The sequence below is a fragment of the Sphingobium sp. LMA1-1-1.1 genome (assembly GCF_040676365.1).
GTDB lineage: Bacteria > Pseudomonadota > Alphaproteobacteria > Sphingomonadales > Sphingomonadaceae > Sphingobium.
Window position 1 is genome coordinate 646,091 of the sequence record NZ_JBEGHS010000001.1, and the last position, 15,096, is coordinate 661,186.

Genomic DNA, 15,096 nt, shown 5'->3' on the forward strand with positions numbered 1-15,096 from the left:
TGCCGAACATGGCATGCGGCTTTAGCGCATCGTCCATCTGCCTTCTCCCTTTCTTTCTGCAAGATGAACGACTTAACCACCGATCTGGTTCCAGTAACGGATCAGCGCGGCATTGTCTGGTTCCAGCGCGTAATCGATTTCGGCTTTTGCAGCCTCATGCGCTTTGCGTCGGCAGGCTGTTCGGGCCGCTGGGCTGTCCAGCCAGGATGGGCAGTACGGTTCGCGCAGGAACGTGCACGGTGCCGAAGTCGTGGGGCACATCATCGCCATTGATGAAGACGCTGAAGCCCGAACTGCGGAACCGCATCGCCAGACAGCGGCGGTCAGGTTGCTCCCATTGCGAGACGGTCATCGGCTGGCCCTGCTCGTCCAGCCATTCCACGTCGGCTTCGGACAGCCAGTCGGTACGATGCAAATCCGGCGTCGCTGCGCGCAGGGCGGCAAGGGCGAAGGCATGTGCCTCGATCTCCCGGTCCCGTCCCTGCCAGTCGATCCAGCCGATCGCATTATCCTGCGCATAGGCATTGTTGTTGCCATGCTGCGTCCGCCCGAACTCGTCGCCGGCGGTCAGCATGATCGCGCCGCGCGAGCAGAACAGCGTGCCGAGCAGCGCCATGATATCGCGTCGCCGCGCGGCCCGGACGTCCGGATCGGCGCTCTCCCCCTCGGCCCCGTTGTTCCAGCTGAAATTCTCGCCATGGCCGTCGCGATTCTGTTCGCCATTGGCTTCATTGCGGCGATGTTCATAGGCGGTCACATCCGCCAGCGTGAAGCCGTCATGAGCAGCCAGGAAATTGACGGTGCGCGTTGCCGGAGCGGCGTGGAATATGTCGGACGATCCCGCAAGCCGCGTCGCCAGTGCGCCGATCATGCCGTCATCCCCGCGCCAGAAGCGGCGCAGATCGTCCCGATAGCGATCATTCCATTCCAGCCAGTTCTCCCCGAACCGACCGAGTTGATAACCGCCTGGACCGATGTCCCACGGTTCCGCGACAAGGATGCGGTCGGAGAGGAGCGGATCGCCGCGTATCGCCGCCAGCAAGGGCGCGTCGCTGTCGAAACCCGCAGGCAGCCGCCCGAGAGCGGGAGCAAGGTCGAAACGAAAGCCATCGACGCCCGCCACGGTGACGAAATGACGCAACGAATCCAGGATCAGCCGCTGGGCGACGGGATGGTTGCAGTCGATGCTGTTCCCCGTGCCCGTATCGTTGATCAGGCGGCCGTCCGGTTCGTGCCGGAAATAGCTGCGCGCATCCAGGCCCCTGAGCGACAGGGTAGGCCCCAGACGGTCGCTTTCCCCGTCATGATTATAGACCATGTCCAGGATAACGCCGATCCCCGCGGCATGCAGCGCATCCACCGCGCCGCGCAATTCCGCCATGCCGCCGGGTGCCAGCCGGGGATCGAGCGCGAAATAGCTGACCGGATTATAGCCCCAGGCGTTGTGCAGCCCCAGCGACCCCAGATGCCGCTCATCGATCCAGGCATTGATCGGCATCAGTTCGATGGCGGAAACGTGCAGGCGGCGCAGATGCTCGACCACTGCGGGGTGGCCAAGGGCGGCTATGGTGCCGCGCTGCGCCTCCGGAACGTCGGGATGCAGCATGGTGAAGCCGCGGACCTGCACTTCATAGATCAGCCCGCCGGGCCGGAAGATCGGCGGTTCTGGAGCGATCCCGGGCAAGGGCGCGGTCACCACCCCCCTGGGCATCAGGGTCGCTGTGTCCCGGCCTTCGTGGCGCGGTGCGGCCAGCATGGGGTCATAGGTGAACGGCCGGTCGATGGCGGTGGCATAGGGATCGAGCAACAGCTTGGCCGGATCGAACCACAGACCAGTATCGGGATCATAGGGACCATCGGCACGCAGCCCATAGCGCGCGCCCTCCCCCACGCCGGGCGCATCGACGAACCAGCCCCCCGCATCGTCCCTTGCCATGGGCAGGCGTTGTTCGCGATCCCCGGCGTCGAACAGGCACAGCCAGAGCTGGTGCGCATCGGGCGCATGGACGCGGAAACGGGTTCCATGGCCGTGCAGGTCCGGACCCAGCGCCTCAGCGCTCATGCCCTGGTCTGGATCAGTGCGTGGAACAGCGCCGCGTAGCGCGCCGCGCTGCGGGTCCAGGAAAAGTCGGCGTGCATGCCGGCACGCTGCATCGCCTGCCATGTCGGCCGCTGCGCATGGAGCCGGATGGCGCGCGCAATGGCTCCGTGCAGGGCGAGCGGGTCGGACGGGGGGAAGACGATGCCGGTGGCCACTCCCGCGCCGACGGCAGCTTCATTGGCATCGATCACCGTGTCGGCCAGGCCGCCGACCCGAGCCACCACCGGCACGCAGCCATAGCGAAGGCCGTAAAGCTGGGTCAGGCCACAGGGTTCGAAGCGGGATGGGATCAATATGGCGTCGCCCCCCGCCTGCATCAGGTGCGACATCGGCTCGTCATAGCCGATCCGCGCGCCCACCCGCCCGCGATGCCGGTCCGCCGCCGCCAGGAACGCGCCCTCCAGCACATGATCGCCCGATCCCAGAAGCGCAAGCTTGCCGCCCAGCCCCACCAGATGGTCGATGGCGTCCATGACCATGTCCATCCCCTTTTGCCAGGTAAGGCGGCTGACGATGATGAAGATCGGCGCATCGTCGCGGTCTAGGCCGAACTGCGCTTCCAGGGCCCGTCGGCTGGCGCTGCGCCCGCCCAGGGCCCGCGCGCTGAACGGCCTGGCGATCAGGGGATCGGCGGCGGGATCCCATATGGCGGTATCCACGCCGTTCAATATGCCGTGCAGCCTGTCGGAGCGCCCGTTGATCAGGCCATCCAGTCCCATGCCATGCACCGGGGAGCGGATTTCGTCGGCATAGGTGGGGCTGACGGTGGTGATCGCGTCGGCCGAGACAAGCCCGGCCTTCAGATAGCCGGTGCCGCCATAATATTCGACGCCGTCGACGCCCCATGCTTCGGGCGGCAGGCCGAGCTGCGGAAAGACATCCGCGCCGAAGCGCCCCTGGAAGGCCAGATTGTGGATCGTCACCACGCTGGGCACCGCATGGGCCGGCCCGAAGCGCATATAGGCGGCGGTCATCGCCCCCTGCCAGTCATGCGCATGGACGAGGTCGGGTCGCCAGCCCTTCACCCCCTCGGCCGCTATGTCCGCCCCTGCGCGGGACAGGGCGGCGAAGCGTTTCCAATTGTCTGGCCATTCGCCCCCGGCCGAATCGCCATAGGGGCCGCCCTCCCGCGCGAAAAAGTCGGGGGCGTCCAGCACCAGCAGGTCCAGTTCGCCCAGCTTCGCCGCCAGTACCGCCGCCGATGCGCCGAACAGCGCGTCATAGCGGCGCAGCTGCTTTGCCTTGCCGAGGCGCGACAGAACAGCCGGATAGCCGGGCACCAGCGTCCTGACCTCCACGCCCTGCGCCGCCAGCGCGCTGGGCAATGCGCCGGCCACATCGGCCAATCCGCCGGTCTTCACCAGCGGATAGACTTCGGATGCGACCGAAAGCACCCGCATGGCCCCTGCCCTGCTTTCCCCTGCCTTGCCCAAGATCAGTCCACCAGCCGTTCGATCATATATTGGGTGATCAGCGTCACGCCGCTGTCCGTTCGTCGGAAACGTTGCGCGTCATGTTCGGGATGCTCTCCGACGATCAGGCCCGGCGGGATGATGACGCCCGAATCCAGCACGCATTTGTGCAGCCGCGCACCCCGGCCGATCACGCAATTGGGCATGACGACGCTTTCCGTCACGGACGAGAAACTGTGCGTCCGCACGCCCGTGAAGAGTAGGCTGTGGTGCAGCGAGGATCCCGACACGATGCACCCCCCCGCGATCAGGGACGATGTGGCGGAACCGCGCCGCCCCTCTTCATTATGGACGAATTTCGCCGGCGGCGTGACTTCGGAATAGGTCCAGAGCGGCCAGCTATGGTCATAGAGGTCGAGCGAGGGCACCACATCGGTGAGGTCGATATTCGCCTGCCAATAGGCGTCGATCGTTCCGACGTCGCGCCAATAGGGCACGGGTTCGCTTTCGGCGCGGACGCAACTGTTGGAGAAACGATGCGCCACGGCTTTCCCGTGGCGGACGATATGCGGGATGATGTCGCCCCCGAAATCGCGCTTGCTGTCCGGATCGTCCGCGTCGCGTCGCAGTTCCTCGATCAGCAGGGCGGTACGGAAGACATAGATGCCCATGGACGCCAGCGCCATGCCGGGACTGCCGGGAATATGCGGCGGGTTCTTCGGCTTTTCCACAAAGGCGGTGATCACGTCCTGCTCGTCCACATGCATGACGCCGAAGCCGCTGGCTTCCTTCACCGGCACCTCCATGCAACCGACAGTGACGTCCGCGCCGCTGTCGACATGCTGCTGGAGCATCAGTTCATAATCCATCTTGTACACATGGTCGCCCGCCAGGATGACCATATATTCCGGCGCATAGCTTTCTATGATGTCGATATTCTGGAAGACCGCGTCGGCCGTGCCTTCATACCATTGGCTTTCCGACACGCGCTGGCTGGCGGGCAGGATGTCGAAGCTTTCATTGCGTTCCGTGCGAAAGAAGTTCCAGCCGCGCTGGAGATGCCGGATCAGCGAATGCGCCTTGTACTGCGTCGCGACGCCGATGCGCCTGATGCCGCTGTTGAGCGCATTGGACAGGGCGAAATCGATGATCCTGGCCTTGCCGCCGAAATGCACTGCGGGCTTTGCGCGCCGGTCGGTCAGTTCGGCAAGGCGACTGCCCCTGCCCCCGGCCAGTACATATGCCATGGCGTCACGGGCGATCGGCTGGTTCCTTGGTTGCATCGCCCTCTTCTCCTTCATGCTCGCGAGCGTTGATATTCCGCCCGTTCGTTTCAATATTCCAGTTCCAGCATCAACGTTGCAAGCGGTGGAATGGTGACATTGGCCCACCCCTCTTCATCAGCGACGACAATTCCCATATTTCCTGCGCCGCTGCCCCCATAGTCGACGGCGTCGCTGTTGACGATTTCCCGCCAGCGGCCGCCGGAGGGAAGGCGCATCCTGTATCCGTGGCGCAATGTGGGCGTGAAGTGGCTGATGACGACGATGGGCGCCACGCCGGGCGCGCGTCGCACCCAGGCGAAGACCGAGTCCGCCGCCGCATCGACCAGGACCCAGTCGAACCCCTCCGGCTCGCAATCGCGGGCATGCAGCGCAGGACGGGAGCGGTAGAGGCGGTTGAGGTCGCTCAGCAGCAACTGCACGCCCCGATGCGGCGCGTGATCGAGCAAATGCCAGTCCAGCGCCCGCGCCTCGCTCCATTCATCGCGCTGGGCGAATTCCTGCCCCATGAACAGCAGCTTCTTGCCCGGATAGCCCCACATCATCGTGTAATAGGCGCGCAGGGTCGCGAATTTCTGCCAGTCGTCCCCCGGCATCTTGTGCAGCAGGGAAGCCTTGCCATGCACCACCTCGTCATGGCTCAGCGCCAGCACGAAATTCTCCGTAAAGGCGTAGAGCAGGCCGAAGGTGATGTCGTCATGGTGATGGGCGCGGTGCACCGGATCACGTGCCAGATAGCGCAGCGTGTCGTGCATGAAGCCCATATTCCATTTGAAGCCGAAGCCCAGGCCCCCTTCATGGACGGGATGCGACACCTTGGGCCAGCTCGTCGATTCCTCGGCGATGGTCATGACACCGCCATGGGTGCCGTAGAGCGCCTTGTTCATCTGCCGCAGGAAATCGACCGCCTCCACATTCTCCCGCCCGCCCTGGCTGTTGGGGATCCATTCCCCTTCCTTGCGGGAATAGTCGAGATAGAGCATCGAGGCGACGGCATCGACCCGCAGCCCGTCGACATGGTAGCGCTCCGCCCAGAAGAGGGCGTTGTTGACCAGATATTGCGCCACCTCCCGCCGGCCGAAATTGTAGATCGCCGTGTTCCAGTCGGGATGGAATCCCTTGCGCGGATCGGCATGTTCATAAAGGGCGGTGCCGTCGAAACGGGCCAGCCCATGGGCGTCGGTGGGGAAATGGGCGGGCACCCAGTCGAGGATGACGCCCACGCCAGCACGATGCGCGCCGTCGACGAAGCGGGCAAAGCCCTCCGGATCGCCAAAGCGCGCGGTCGGCGCGTATAGCCCGGTGGTCTGGTATCCCCAGCTCGGATCATAGGGAAATTCGCTGATCGGCAGGAATTCGATATGGGTAAAGCCCATGCCGACCACATAGGGGATCAACCGTTGGGCAAGGGCATCCCAGCAAAGGAAATTGCCGTCATCGTCGCGCTGCCAGGAACCGGCGTGCACCTCATAGACGGAAACGGGCTCGCGACGCGGATCGGCCTTTTGCCAATAGTCGCGGTGGCGTTCGTCGCCCCAGTCATGGTCCGGGGCGGCCGCCACGACGGAAGCGGTGGCGGGCCGCAATTCGGAGCGGAAGGCGAAGGGGTCGGCCTTCAGCGGCAGGACATTGCCGTCGGGCCCGACAATCTCATATTTATAGGCGCTGCCGACGCCCAGTTCGGGCAGGAAGATTTCCCATATGCCCGCATCCTGGCGACGCCGCATCGGCGCCCGGCGTCCGTCCCAGCGATTGAAGTCGCCCACCACCGACACACGCTGCGCATTGGGTGCCCAGACCGCGAAATGCGTGCCCTCCACCCCTTCATGGGTCATGATATGGGCACCCATCTTGTCGAACAGCCGCGCGTGAGACCCTTCGGCAAAATAATAATCGTCCATCGGCCCCAGTACCGGGCCAAAGCTGTAGGGATCGATCAGCGCATGTTCGCCGCCATCGGCATAGGTCGCCCGGTAACGCAGCGGCTGGCGCTTGCGGATGGCGATCCTGCCGAAGAACAGCCCTTCCGGATGGAGCCGGTCCAACATGCCGACCGCCTTGCCGTCCAGTCTGCAGGCCTCGACCCGCACCGCGTCCGGCAGGAAGACGCAGGCGGTGAAACCCTTTGCCGCCGGATGGACGCCAAGCGTGGCGAAGGGATCGTCCTCCCGCCCCTCCAGCAGGCGGGCGATCTGTTCCGGGTTCGGGCCCACGCTAGATCCGGCCTCGCTTCAAACCGGCACCTTCCAGATGTCCGTCGCATATTCCCTGATCGTACGGTCCGACGAGAACCAGCCCATGCGGGCGACATTGTGGATCGCCCTGCGCGCCCATAGCGCCTGATCCTGCCAAATTCCGTCCACCCGGCGCTGCGCGGCGGAATAGCTGTCGAAGTCGGCCGCGACCATGAACCAGTCATGATCATGGATGCCCTGCACCAGATCCTTGTACCGTCCCGGATCGTCGGGGGAAAAGACGCCGCTCGCGATCGCATCCAGCGCCTGGCCCAGTTCGCGGCTCTGGCCGATCACCTCGCGCGGGTCGTAGCCCTGGGCGCGCCGTTCGTTCACCTGCGCGGCGGTGAGGCCGAAGATCACGATATTCTCCTCCCCCACATGGTCGCGCATTTCGACATTGGCGCCGTCCAGCGTGCCGATGGTGAGCGCGCCGTTGACGGCGAACTTCATGTTGCCGGTGCCCGACGCCTCCATGCCCGCAGTCGAAATCTGTTCGGACAGGTCCGCCGCCGGAATCATCATTTCCGCCAGTGACACATTATAGTTGGGTACGAACTGCACCTTCAGCAGGCCATTCACCGCCGGGTCGTGATTGACCGCCCGCGCGACATCGCCCGCCAGTTTGATGATCAGCTTGGCATTGTGATAGCTGGGCGCCGCCTTGCCGCCGAACAGCTTGACGCGCGGCACCCAATGCCGCTCCGGATGCGACCGTATCTGGTCGTAGAGCGACACCGCCTCGATGATGTTGAGCAACTGCCGCTTATATTCATGGATGCGCTTGATCTGGATGTCGAACATGGCCGAAGGATCGATCCGGGCATTGACCCGCTGGCGCAGCAGATCGGCCAGCGCCACCTTGTTGGCGCGCTTGACGCCCAGGAATTTCTCCTGGAACGCGCTGTCGTCGGCGAAGCGGTCCAGCTCGCGCAGCGCTTCGGGATCGTCCATGAAGCGGTCCCCGATCGCTTCCCTGATCAGTTCGAACAGCCCGTGATTGCACTGCATCAGCCAGCGGCGGAAGGTGACGCCATTGGTCTTGTTGTTGATCCGCGTCGGGTAGAGCCGGTGGAAATCGGCAAAAACCGTTTCCTTCATCAATTCGGTATGCAACGCCGACACGCCGTTGACGCTGTGCGATCCGGCAAAGGCCAGATTGCCCATGCGCACCCGCCGCTCTCCCCCCTCGTCGATCAGGGAGATGGTGCCGATGGCCCGGTCGTCGAACTGGCCCGCGCCATCTTCGGCCTTCAGGCGTCGCGCCTCCCCCAGCAGCCGGCTGTTCACTGCATAGACGATCTGCATGTGCCGGGGCAGCAGCCGTTCGAACAGCGGTACCGGCCAGCTTTCCAGCGCTTCGGGCAGCAGCGTGTGATTGGTGTAGCTGAACGTCCGGCGGGTGATGTCCCACGCCTCGTCGAAGTCGAGGCCGTAATCGTCGAGGAGGAGCCGCATCAGTTCCGCGACGGCAACCGCCGGATGGGTGTCGTTCAGCTGGATCGCCGCCTTGTCCGGCAGGGTGCGTATATCGCCGAAATATTGGATATGCCGCCGGACGATGTCCTGCAGGGATGCGGAAGAGAAGAAATATTCCTGCCGCAGCCGCAATTCCTGTCCCGCCGGGGAACTGTCGGCCGGGTAGAGCACGCGCGTGAGCGCCTCCGCCCGATTGCTTTCCGTCAGCGCGCCCAGATGGTCGCCAGCGTTGAAGCGGTCGAGCAGGATCGGATCGATCGGCTGGGCTTCCCACAGGCGAAGCGTGTTGACCCGCTTGCCCCGCCAGCCCGCGATCGGCGTGTCATAGGGCGTGGCGATGACCCGCTCGGCCGGGCGCCAGCGCATCTGGTGGGGACCGGCATCCTCATTTTCCGACGGATCGACCCGGCCGCCAAAGCCGATCTCATAGCTCGCCTCGCGCCGTTCAAATTCCCAGGGATTGCCGTGGGTCAGCCAGGTTTCGGGCAGTTCCACCTGCCAGCCGTCCGAAATTTCCTGCCGGAACATGCCGTTCACATAGCGTATGCCATAGCCATAGGCGGGCACATCCACTGTCGCCATGCTCTCCATGAAGCAGGCCGCAAGTCGGCCAAGGCCGCCATTGCCCAGGGCGGCGTCGGGTTCCAGCGCGGCGATGATGTCGATGTCGACGCCCAGCGACGCCAAGGCCGCCTGCATGTCGTCCAGCATTTCCATGTTGGACGCCGCGTCGCGCATCAGCCGTCCGATCAGGAATTCCAGGCTCAGATAATAGACCCGCCGTCCCTGCTCCTGATAGGTTTTCTCCGTGGAGGCGATCCAGGCGTCGATTACCCGGTCGCGAATGGCGAGGATCACCGCATGCAGCCAGTCATGCGGCTTGGCTGCCGTCGCGTTCTTGCCGATCCGGTAGGTGAGCCGCTCGACGATCTCATGGGCAAGGACCTGTGGGTCGACCTGCCGCGGAGCGGGCTTGGGAAGGGTGGTTTGGCCTTTCAGGTTCATAAATGTGCCCCTTTCGCCTTTGAGTCCAGGCGCGATGATGGCACGCCGTCCCGAGGCGCGCCACCAGCAAATTTTGCAGCGCAGCAATTAATCGGTGCGGCTTTCGGCGATGGCACGGCGAACACCCTGCCTCAACTCGCGACGGACCGGATGGATGCTCGAGGGAAAATGCTGGGTCATGAATATGGCGATCAGCCGCTCGACCGGATCGATGAAGAAGAAGGTGGAGAACACCCCGCCCCAATAATATTCCTGCGTCCGAAGGTCCGTCGCGAAGCCCAGGCCGAAACCGACGCCCGCATAATCCGCTTCGCTGAACATGGAGGAGGACAGGCCGGCCAGGTCGCCGCCGCCGGGCAGATGGTTGGCGTGCATCGTCGCGACCGTTTCCGGTTTCAGCAGCCGCACGCCGTCCAGTTCGCCACCGCGCAGCAGCATCCGCGCGAAGCGGTGGTAATCAGCCACGGAGGATAGGAGGCCGCCGCCGCCCGAACGCAGCCTGAGCGGCCTGCGCCATCCGCTGCGCGCGCCCCGGTCGTAAAGCGAAAGCGTGCCGTCCGGTGTCCACTGCCACGCGTCCGTCATCCGCTCGACCCGGTCCTCCGGCAGTTCGAAGAATGTGTCGGGCATGCCCAGCGGATCGAAGATGCGCTCACGAAAATAGCGCTCCAGGTCAAGGCCGCTCAGCCGTTCGACCACGATGCCCAGCACATCGGTGGAAACCGAATAGTTCCATCGGTCACCGGGCGAAAATTCCAGCGGCAGCGCGGCGAGGGTCGCAATGAAGTCGTCGGAACTGCGCTTCTGCTGGAACTCGTCCAGGCCAAGATCGCGATAGCGCGCGTCAATGGCCGTCTGCCGCTGCAATCCATAGGTCAGGCCAGAGGTGTGCCGCAACAGGTCGATCATCAGTATCGGTCGCCGCATCCGCCCGATTCCATCGGCGCCGACGGCGAGGTCGGCAAATTCCGGCAGCACCTTCACCACCGGATCGTCCAGCGCGACCAGCCCCTGTTCCAACAGCATCATGAAGGCGACCGATGTCACCGGTTTGGTCATGGAGGCGATGCGGTAAAGCGCGTCGTCGCCCAGCGGCTCGCCGGTGGCGCGCGCCGCGCCGCTGCGGACGGAGACGATCGGCTGCTCGTCACGCGACACGAGCAACTGCATATGGGGCAGCTTGCCGGGCGCGACATAGCGGTCATGGACAAAATCGGCCAGCGCCTGCAATTTTCCGGCATCCATGCCGGCCGCTCGCGCCGCCGCCACGTCCACCTGCCCGATTAGCTGCATCGATCCTCCTGCCGACCTGACCATCCAGGACGGATCGACATTCAGTCCTGGCGGCCTGCAAATGGCGGCTTTCCGTGCTTCCCGTGCTCACCTACTGGAAGTAGGCTGCGCGCCGGGTCACGAAAAACCACCATTTTCGGCTCGTCATCACCTGAATGTCGATCCGTCCTAGAACAGGCATGGCCGCGGGTAAATGGCAAGATCCCATGGACCGCTTGACCGTTGCAACGCCCTCATCGGCCCTTTATGGCAACCGCCTGATCCCACTGGACGCACGTTCTTCATGGCTACCGGCCTCTCCGCCATCTTCCTGAACAATCGCCCTGCCCTGCTGCGGTTTTTGCGCGCGCGCGGCGCGGGCGATGAGTCCGAGGATCTGTTGCAGGACATGTGGATGAAGCTGGAGGAGAAGGATCTCGGCCCGATCGCCGATCCCCTGCCCTATCTTTACCGCATGGCGAACAACCTGATGCTCGATCGCTATCGGTCCGCCACGCGGCGGGAGCGGCGCGAACAGGATTGGGCGGAGGGTGCAGGCGGCGTGATGGCCGATCCGTCGGAGGATATCGCCGTCGATGAAAGGTTGGTCCTGAACGAACGGCTGGAGGAGGCCCGCGCCGTGCTGCGGTCCCTGGGGCCGCGGGTCGAGATGGTGTTCCGTCGCTTCCGTCTGGAGGGCGTGGGACAACGGCTGATCGCGGAGGAACTGGGCGTCAGCCTGACCACCGTGGAGAAGGACCTGCAGAAAGCCTATCGCGCGATGATCGCCCTCAAGCAGAAACTGGATACGGAATGAGGATGGCGGTGGCGTCTGGTTCAGATGAGGGGCTGAAATGAACGGGGCTAAGGCCATGATGAACGAGGAGGCGCTCGGATGGGTCATCCGGACGCGCGATCCCGAATTTGCCGATTGGGAAGCCTTCACCGCCTGGCTGGAGGCCGATCCCGCGCATGCGCCTGCCTATGACGCGCTGATGGCGGCGGACGCCGACCTGGTGCGGATCATTCCTGCAGAGCCGGTCGTCATCGCCGCGCCTGCCAATGATGCGGGCACGCGTGGCTGGCGCTGGCCGAGATCGCTGATCGGCGGCGGCGCAGTGGCCGCGGCGCTGGTCGCGGCGCTGTCTATCGGCATGTGGAACCGCAGCGACATCTACACCGTCACGACCCGGCCCGGCGAAACGCGCACCGTCGCGCTGGATGAAGGCACGCATATCGAACTGAACGGTGGCACCACCATGCGTTTCGATCGCCATGACGCGCGTTTCGCGGCACTCGACAGCGGCGAGGCCGCTTTCACCGTGCGACATGACCCGGCCGACCCCTTCCGCGTCACGGTGGGCAACGCGCTGTTCGAGGACGCAGGCACCGTCTTCAACATCGTCCGGACCGGCACAGCGACGCGTATCGGCGTGTCGGAGGGCGAGGTCATCTACAATCCGAAGGCGGAGGCGATCGCGCTCCCCGCCGGTCGCGCCCTGACCGATGACGAGAACGGCCTGCGCGTCATGGATATCGCGACCGATGCCGTGGCAAGCTGGCGCCAGGGCCGGCTGAGCTATGCCAATGCCCCGGTGACGCAGATCAGTGCCGACATCGCCCGTTCATTGGGCGTCCGGCTTACCGCCACGCCCGGCGCGGGGGCCATGCGCTTCACCGGCACGATCCGCCTGGACCGGGATCCGGCGCGGTTCTTTGGCCAGGCGGCGCCACTGATGGGCCTTAGCGCCGTCAGGGAAGGCGACGGCTGGCTGTTGAAGGAGGGGGATGGCCCGCCACGCTGACGTCCTGATCGTCACCGCCCTCGCCATGATGGCCGCTTCGCCCGCGCGGGCGGCGGATAGACAGCAAATCAGCATCGCCCCCGGACATTTGGGTGAGGCGGCGATAGCGCTCGGCCGCCAGACCGGAGCCAGCATCGGCATGTCCGACCAGTCGCTGGCGGGCATCGCCACGCCGGCCGTGGCAGGCCGCCTCTCGGTCGAAGCTGCACTGAAACGGCTGATCAAGGGCAGCGATGCCAGCATCCGGCGGATCGACGCGACCACCTGGCGGATCGTGCGGACTGCTGCCGCGCGCGAACAGGGCCGCCCTCACATAGCCCGGCCCGTTGCGCAGGCCGCGCCCGAACCTGCCGACATCATCGTCACCGCGTCCAAGCGCGACACCCCGCTGCCCCGCTATGCCGGCATGGTCGATGTGGTGGGCGATGACGCCTTCACCGCCGCCGAGGCGGCCGGGGGCACCGCCAGCCTGATCTTCCGCGTGGCGAGCCTCAGTTCCACCCATGCCGGCGAAGGCCGCAACAAGCTGTTCATCCGCGCCATCGCCGACAGCGGCGTTGCCGGCCCCACGCAGGCGACGTCGGGCCAGTATCTGGGCGACATGCGGCTCAACTATGCGGCGCCCGACCCCGACCTGCGGCTCTATGACATGCAGGGGGTGGAAGTGCTGGAGGGCCCGCAGGGCACGCTCTATGGCGCCGGTTCGCTGGGCGGCATCGTGCGCATGATACCCAATGCGCCCGATCTGGTGCGCACCGGCGGGCAAGCTTCCGCCGGCCTCAGCGCCACGCAACATGGCGCGCCCGGCGGGGACCTGTCCGCGACGATCAACCTGCCGATCGTGACGGAGAAGATCGCGCTGCGCGTCGTTGGTTACGGCGTGCAGGATGGCGGCTATATCGACGACGTCCTGCGCAACAGGCATGACGTCAACCGCATCCGCACCTATGGCGGTCGCGCCGCATTGCGTTTCGCGCCGAACGAGGACTGGACCATGGACCTCACCGGCGTTTTCCAGCGTATCAAGGGCGACGATGCCCAATATGCGGAAAAGGATGTCGGCGAACTCGAGCGCGCATCCGCCGTCGCCCAGCCCTATTCGTCCAGCTATGCGCTCGCCAATCTGCGCATCGAAAGGCAGTGGAACGATCTGCGTTTCATCTCGTCCACCGGCTTCGTCCACAACGTCCTGACGGAAAGCTATGACGCGACGCAATATGACCCGTTCGGGGCCGATGCGCCCGCCGCCCTGTTCCGGCAAAGGAACAAGGTCGATATCTTCTCGACCGAAAACCGCATTGTCCGCGATCTGGACAATGGTCTGGGCTGGATATTGGGCGCGTCCTATCTGGAAAGCACGTCGGACATCCATCGTTCGCTGACATCCTACAGCGCGGACATGATGCAGCCGCAGGTCATTCCCGGCGTGCCGATGTACGGGCGCGGCATGCCGGCGACGTCGACCGGCGTGCATAACCGCATCCGCGAGGCGACGCTGTTCGGCGAGGCATCCTTCGAACCCGTGCGCGGCCTGATCGCCACGGTCGGTGGCCGGCTGACCAACAGCCGCCTGACCGGCGAGGCGCTCGATCCCATAGCCCTCCTGTCCCTCGCCGCCATTGCGAGGGCCGAGGCGCAGGCGAACCGGAACGAAACGATCTTCCTCCCCTCCTTCTCGCTGCTGACCGACGCCTGGCGGGGAACCACCATCTACGCCCGTTTCCAGCAGGGATTTCGCCCCGGGGGGCTGGCGGTCGACGACCAGCATATCCAGCGTTTCCGCAACGACCGCGCCTCCACGCTGGAACTGGGCTTTCGCCGGGGCATTCCGGGCGTCGACAGGATCGCGCTGACCGGCAATCTCGCCTATACGAGGTGGAAGGACATCCAGGCCGACGTCACCGATCGCATCGGCATTCCGACCACCGACAATATCGGGGACGGACGCATCTATACGGTGGAGGGGCGCGTCGTCGTCCGCCCCATCCCGCGCCTGACGCTGGACGGCAGCATCATCTTCAACGACAGTCGGCTCAACCGTCCGGCGCAGTTCGTGCGGCTGCTATCTTATGAAGGGCAGTCGCTGAGCCTGCCCAATGTCGCCAATCTGGGCGGGCGCATCGGCGTCGACTACCGCGCGCGCGTGGGAGACGAGATGCAACTCCATCTCAGCGGATCGGCCCGCTATGTCGGCAAGTCGCGCCTGGGCGTCGGACCGATATTGGGACGCGAACAGGGCAATTATGTGGACACGGCGTTCAACGCCGCGCTGACCCGCGGACCCATGCAATGGTCGCTGTCTCTCACCAACCTGTTCGACAGCAGCGGCAACCGCTTCTCGCTGGGCACGCCGTTCGACATCAGCGGCGATTATGTGACGCCCCAGCGTCCCCGGACGATCCGGTTGGGGATGGATTTCGCCTTCTGATCCTGCGTCTCATTATTTTTAGGTGACGGACCGGCCGGTCCGGCGCCGTCTCCCCCGCATGCGCGCTCATCGACAAG

General features: G+C 64.9%; 9 protein-coding genes. 3 read left to right on the forward strand and 6 right to left on the reverse strand.

The window, feature by feature from the left end; all coding sequences use genetic code 11:
* Positions 1–154: 154 nt before the first annotated feature.
* The 6 genes from glgX to MRBLMA1_RS03210 form a co-directional block, all read right to left on the reverse strand.
* Positions 155–2,062: a glycogen debranching protein GlgX gene (gene glgX, locus MRBLMA1_RS03185; RefSeq protein WP_363734969.1), complete on the reverse strand. Its 1,908-nt coding sequence runs from the start codon at positions 2,060–2,062 to the stop codon at positions 155–157.
* Positions 2,059–3,501, reverse strand: coding sequence for a glycogen synthase GlgA (gene glgA, locus MRBLMA1_RS03190; protein WP_363734970.1), 1,443 nt, complete (start codon positions 3,499–3,501; stop codon positions 2,059–2,061). Before glgA ends, glgX begins: the two co-directional genes overlap by 4 nt.
* 35 nt (positions 3,502–3,536) lie before the next feature.
* On the reverse strand, positions 3,537–4,796 hold the full coding sequence (glgC, locus tag MRBLMA1_RS03195; protein ID WP_363734971.1) for a glucose-1-phosphate adenylyltransferase: 1,260 nt from the start codon (positions 4,794–4,796) through the stop codon (positions 3,537–3,539).
* Positions 4,797–4,846: 50 nt separating this feature from the next.
* Entirely contained in the window at positions 4,847–7,009 is a 2,163-nt protein-coding gene (gene glgB, locus MRBLMA1_RS03200) for a 1,4-alpha-glucan branching protein GlgB (RefSeq protein ID WP_363734972.1), read from the reverse strand.
* An 18-nt stretch (positions 7,010–7,027) separates the two neighbouring features.
* Positions 7,028–9,514 (reverse strand): glycogen/starch/alpha-glucan phosphorylase, encoded by a 2,487-nt coding sequence (locus MRBLMA1_RS03205; protein WP_363734973.1) that lies wholly within the window; start codon positions 9,512–9,514, stop codon positions 7,028–7,030.
* Between the two features lie 87 nt (positions 9,515–9,601).
* A complete protein-coding gene (locus MRBLMA1_RS03210) occupies positions 9,602–10,807 on the reverse strand; it encodes a serine hydrolase domain-containing protein (protein ID WP_363734974.1) in 1,206 nt (401 codons plus the stop codon).
* A 283-nt stretch (positions 10,808–11,090) separates the two neighbouring features.
* On the opposite strand from MRBLMA1_RS03210, the gene MRBLMA1_RS03215 reads away from it, so the two are divergent.
* From MRBLMA1_RS03215 to MRBLMA1_RS03225, 3 genes are read left to right on the forward strand one after another with little or no spacing between them, the layout of a single operon-like run.
* Positions 11,091–11,603, forward strand: coding sequence for an RNA polymerase sigma factor (locus MRBLMA1_RS03215; RefSeq protein WP_133651998.1), 513 nt, complete (start codon positions 11,091–11,093; stop codon positions 11,601–11,603).
* A 55-nt stretch (positions 11,604–11,658) separates the two neighbouring features.
* Positions 11,659–12,591, forward strand: a complete 933-nt coding sequence (locus MRBLMA1_RS03220; RefSeq protein ID WP_363735388.1) for a FecR family protein — start codon at positions 11,659–11,661, stop codon at positions 12,589–12,591.
* Positions 12,575–15,019 (forward strand): TonB-dependent receptor domain-containing protein, encoded by a 2,445-nt coding sequence (locus MRBLMA1_RS03225; RefSeq protein ID WP_363734975.1) that lies wholly within the window; start codon positions 12,575–12,577, stop codon positions 15,017–15,019. Before MRBLMA1_RS03220 ends, MRBLMA1_RS03225 begins: the two co-directional genes overlap by 17 nt.
* Positions 15,020–15,096: the final 77 nt, after the last annotated feature.

What these genes read in the sequence shown, in the direction of transcription:
- glgX (WP_363734969.1), bottom strand. Translation starts at nt 2,062, where the DNA reads ATGAGCGCTGAGGCGCTGGGTCCGGACCTGCACGGCCATGGAACCCGT.
- glgA (WP_363734970.1), bottom strand. Translation starts at nt 3,501, where the DNA reads ATGCGGGTGCTTTCGGTCGCATCCGAAGTCTATCCGCTGGTGAAGACC.
- glgC (WP_363734971.1), bottom strand. Translation starts at nt 4,796, where the DNA reads ATGCAACCAAGGAACCAGCCGATCGCCCGTGACGCCATGGCATATGTA.
- MRBLMA1_RS03205 (WP_363734973.1), bottom strand. Translation starts at nt 9,514, where the DNA reads ATGAACCTGAAAGGCCAAACCACCCTTCCCAAGCCCGCTCCGCGGCAG.
- MRBLMA1_RS03210 (WP_363734974.1), bottom strand. Translation starts at nt 10,807, where the DNA reads ATGCAGCTAATCGGGCAGGTGGACGTGGCGGCGGCGCGAGCGGCCGGC.
- MRBLMA1_RS03215 (WP_133651998.1), top strand. Translation starts at nt 11,091, where the DNA reads ATGGCTACCGGCCTCTCCGCCATCTTCCTGAACAATCGCCCTGCCCTG.
- MRBLMA1_RS03220 (WP_363735388.1), top strand. Translation starts at nt 11,659, where the DNA reads ATGATGAACGAGGAGGCGCTCGGATGGGTCATCCGGACGCGCGATCCC.
- MRBLMA1_RS03225 (WP_363734975.1), top strand. Translation starts at nt 12,575, where the DNA reads ATGGCCCGCCACGCTGACGTCCTGATCGTCACCGCCCTCGCCATGATG.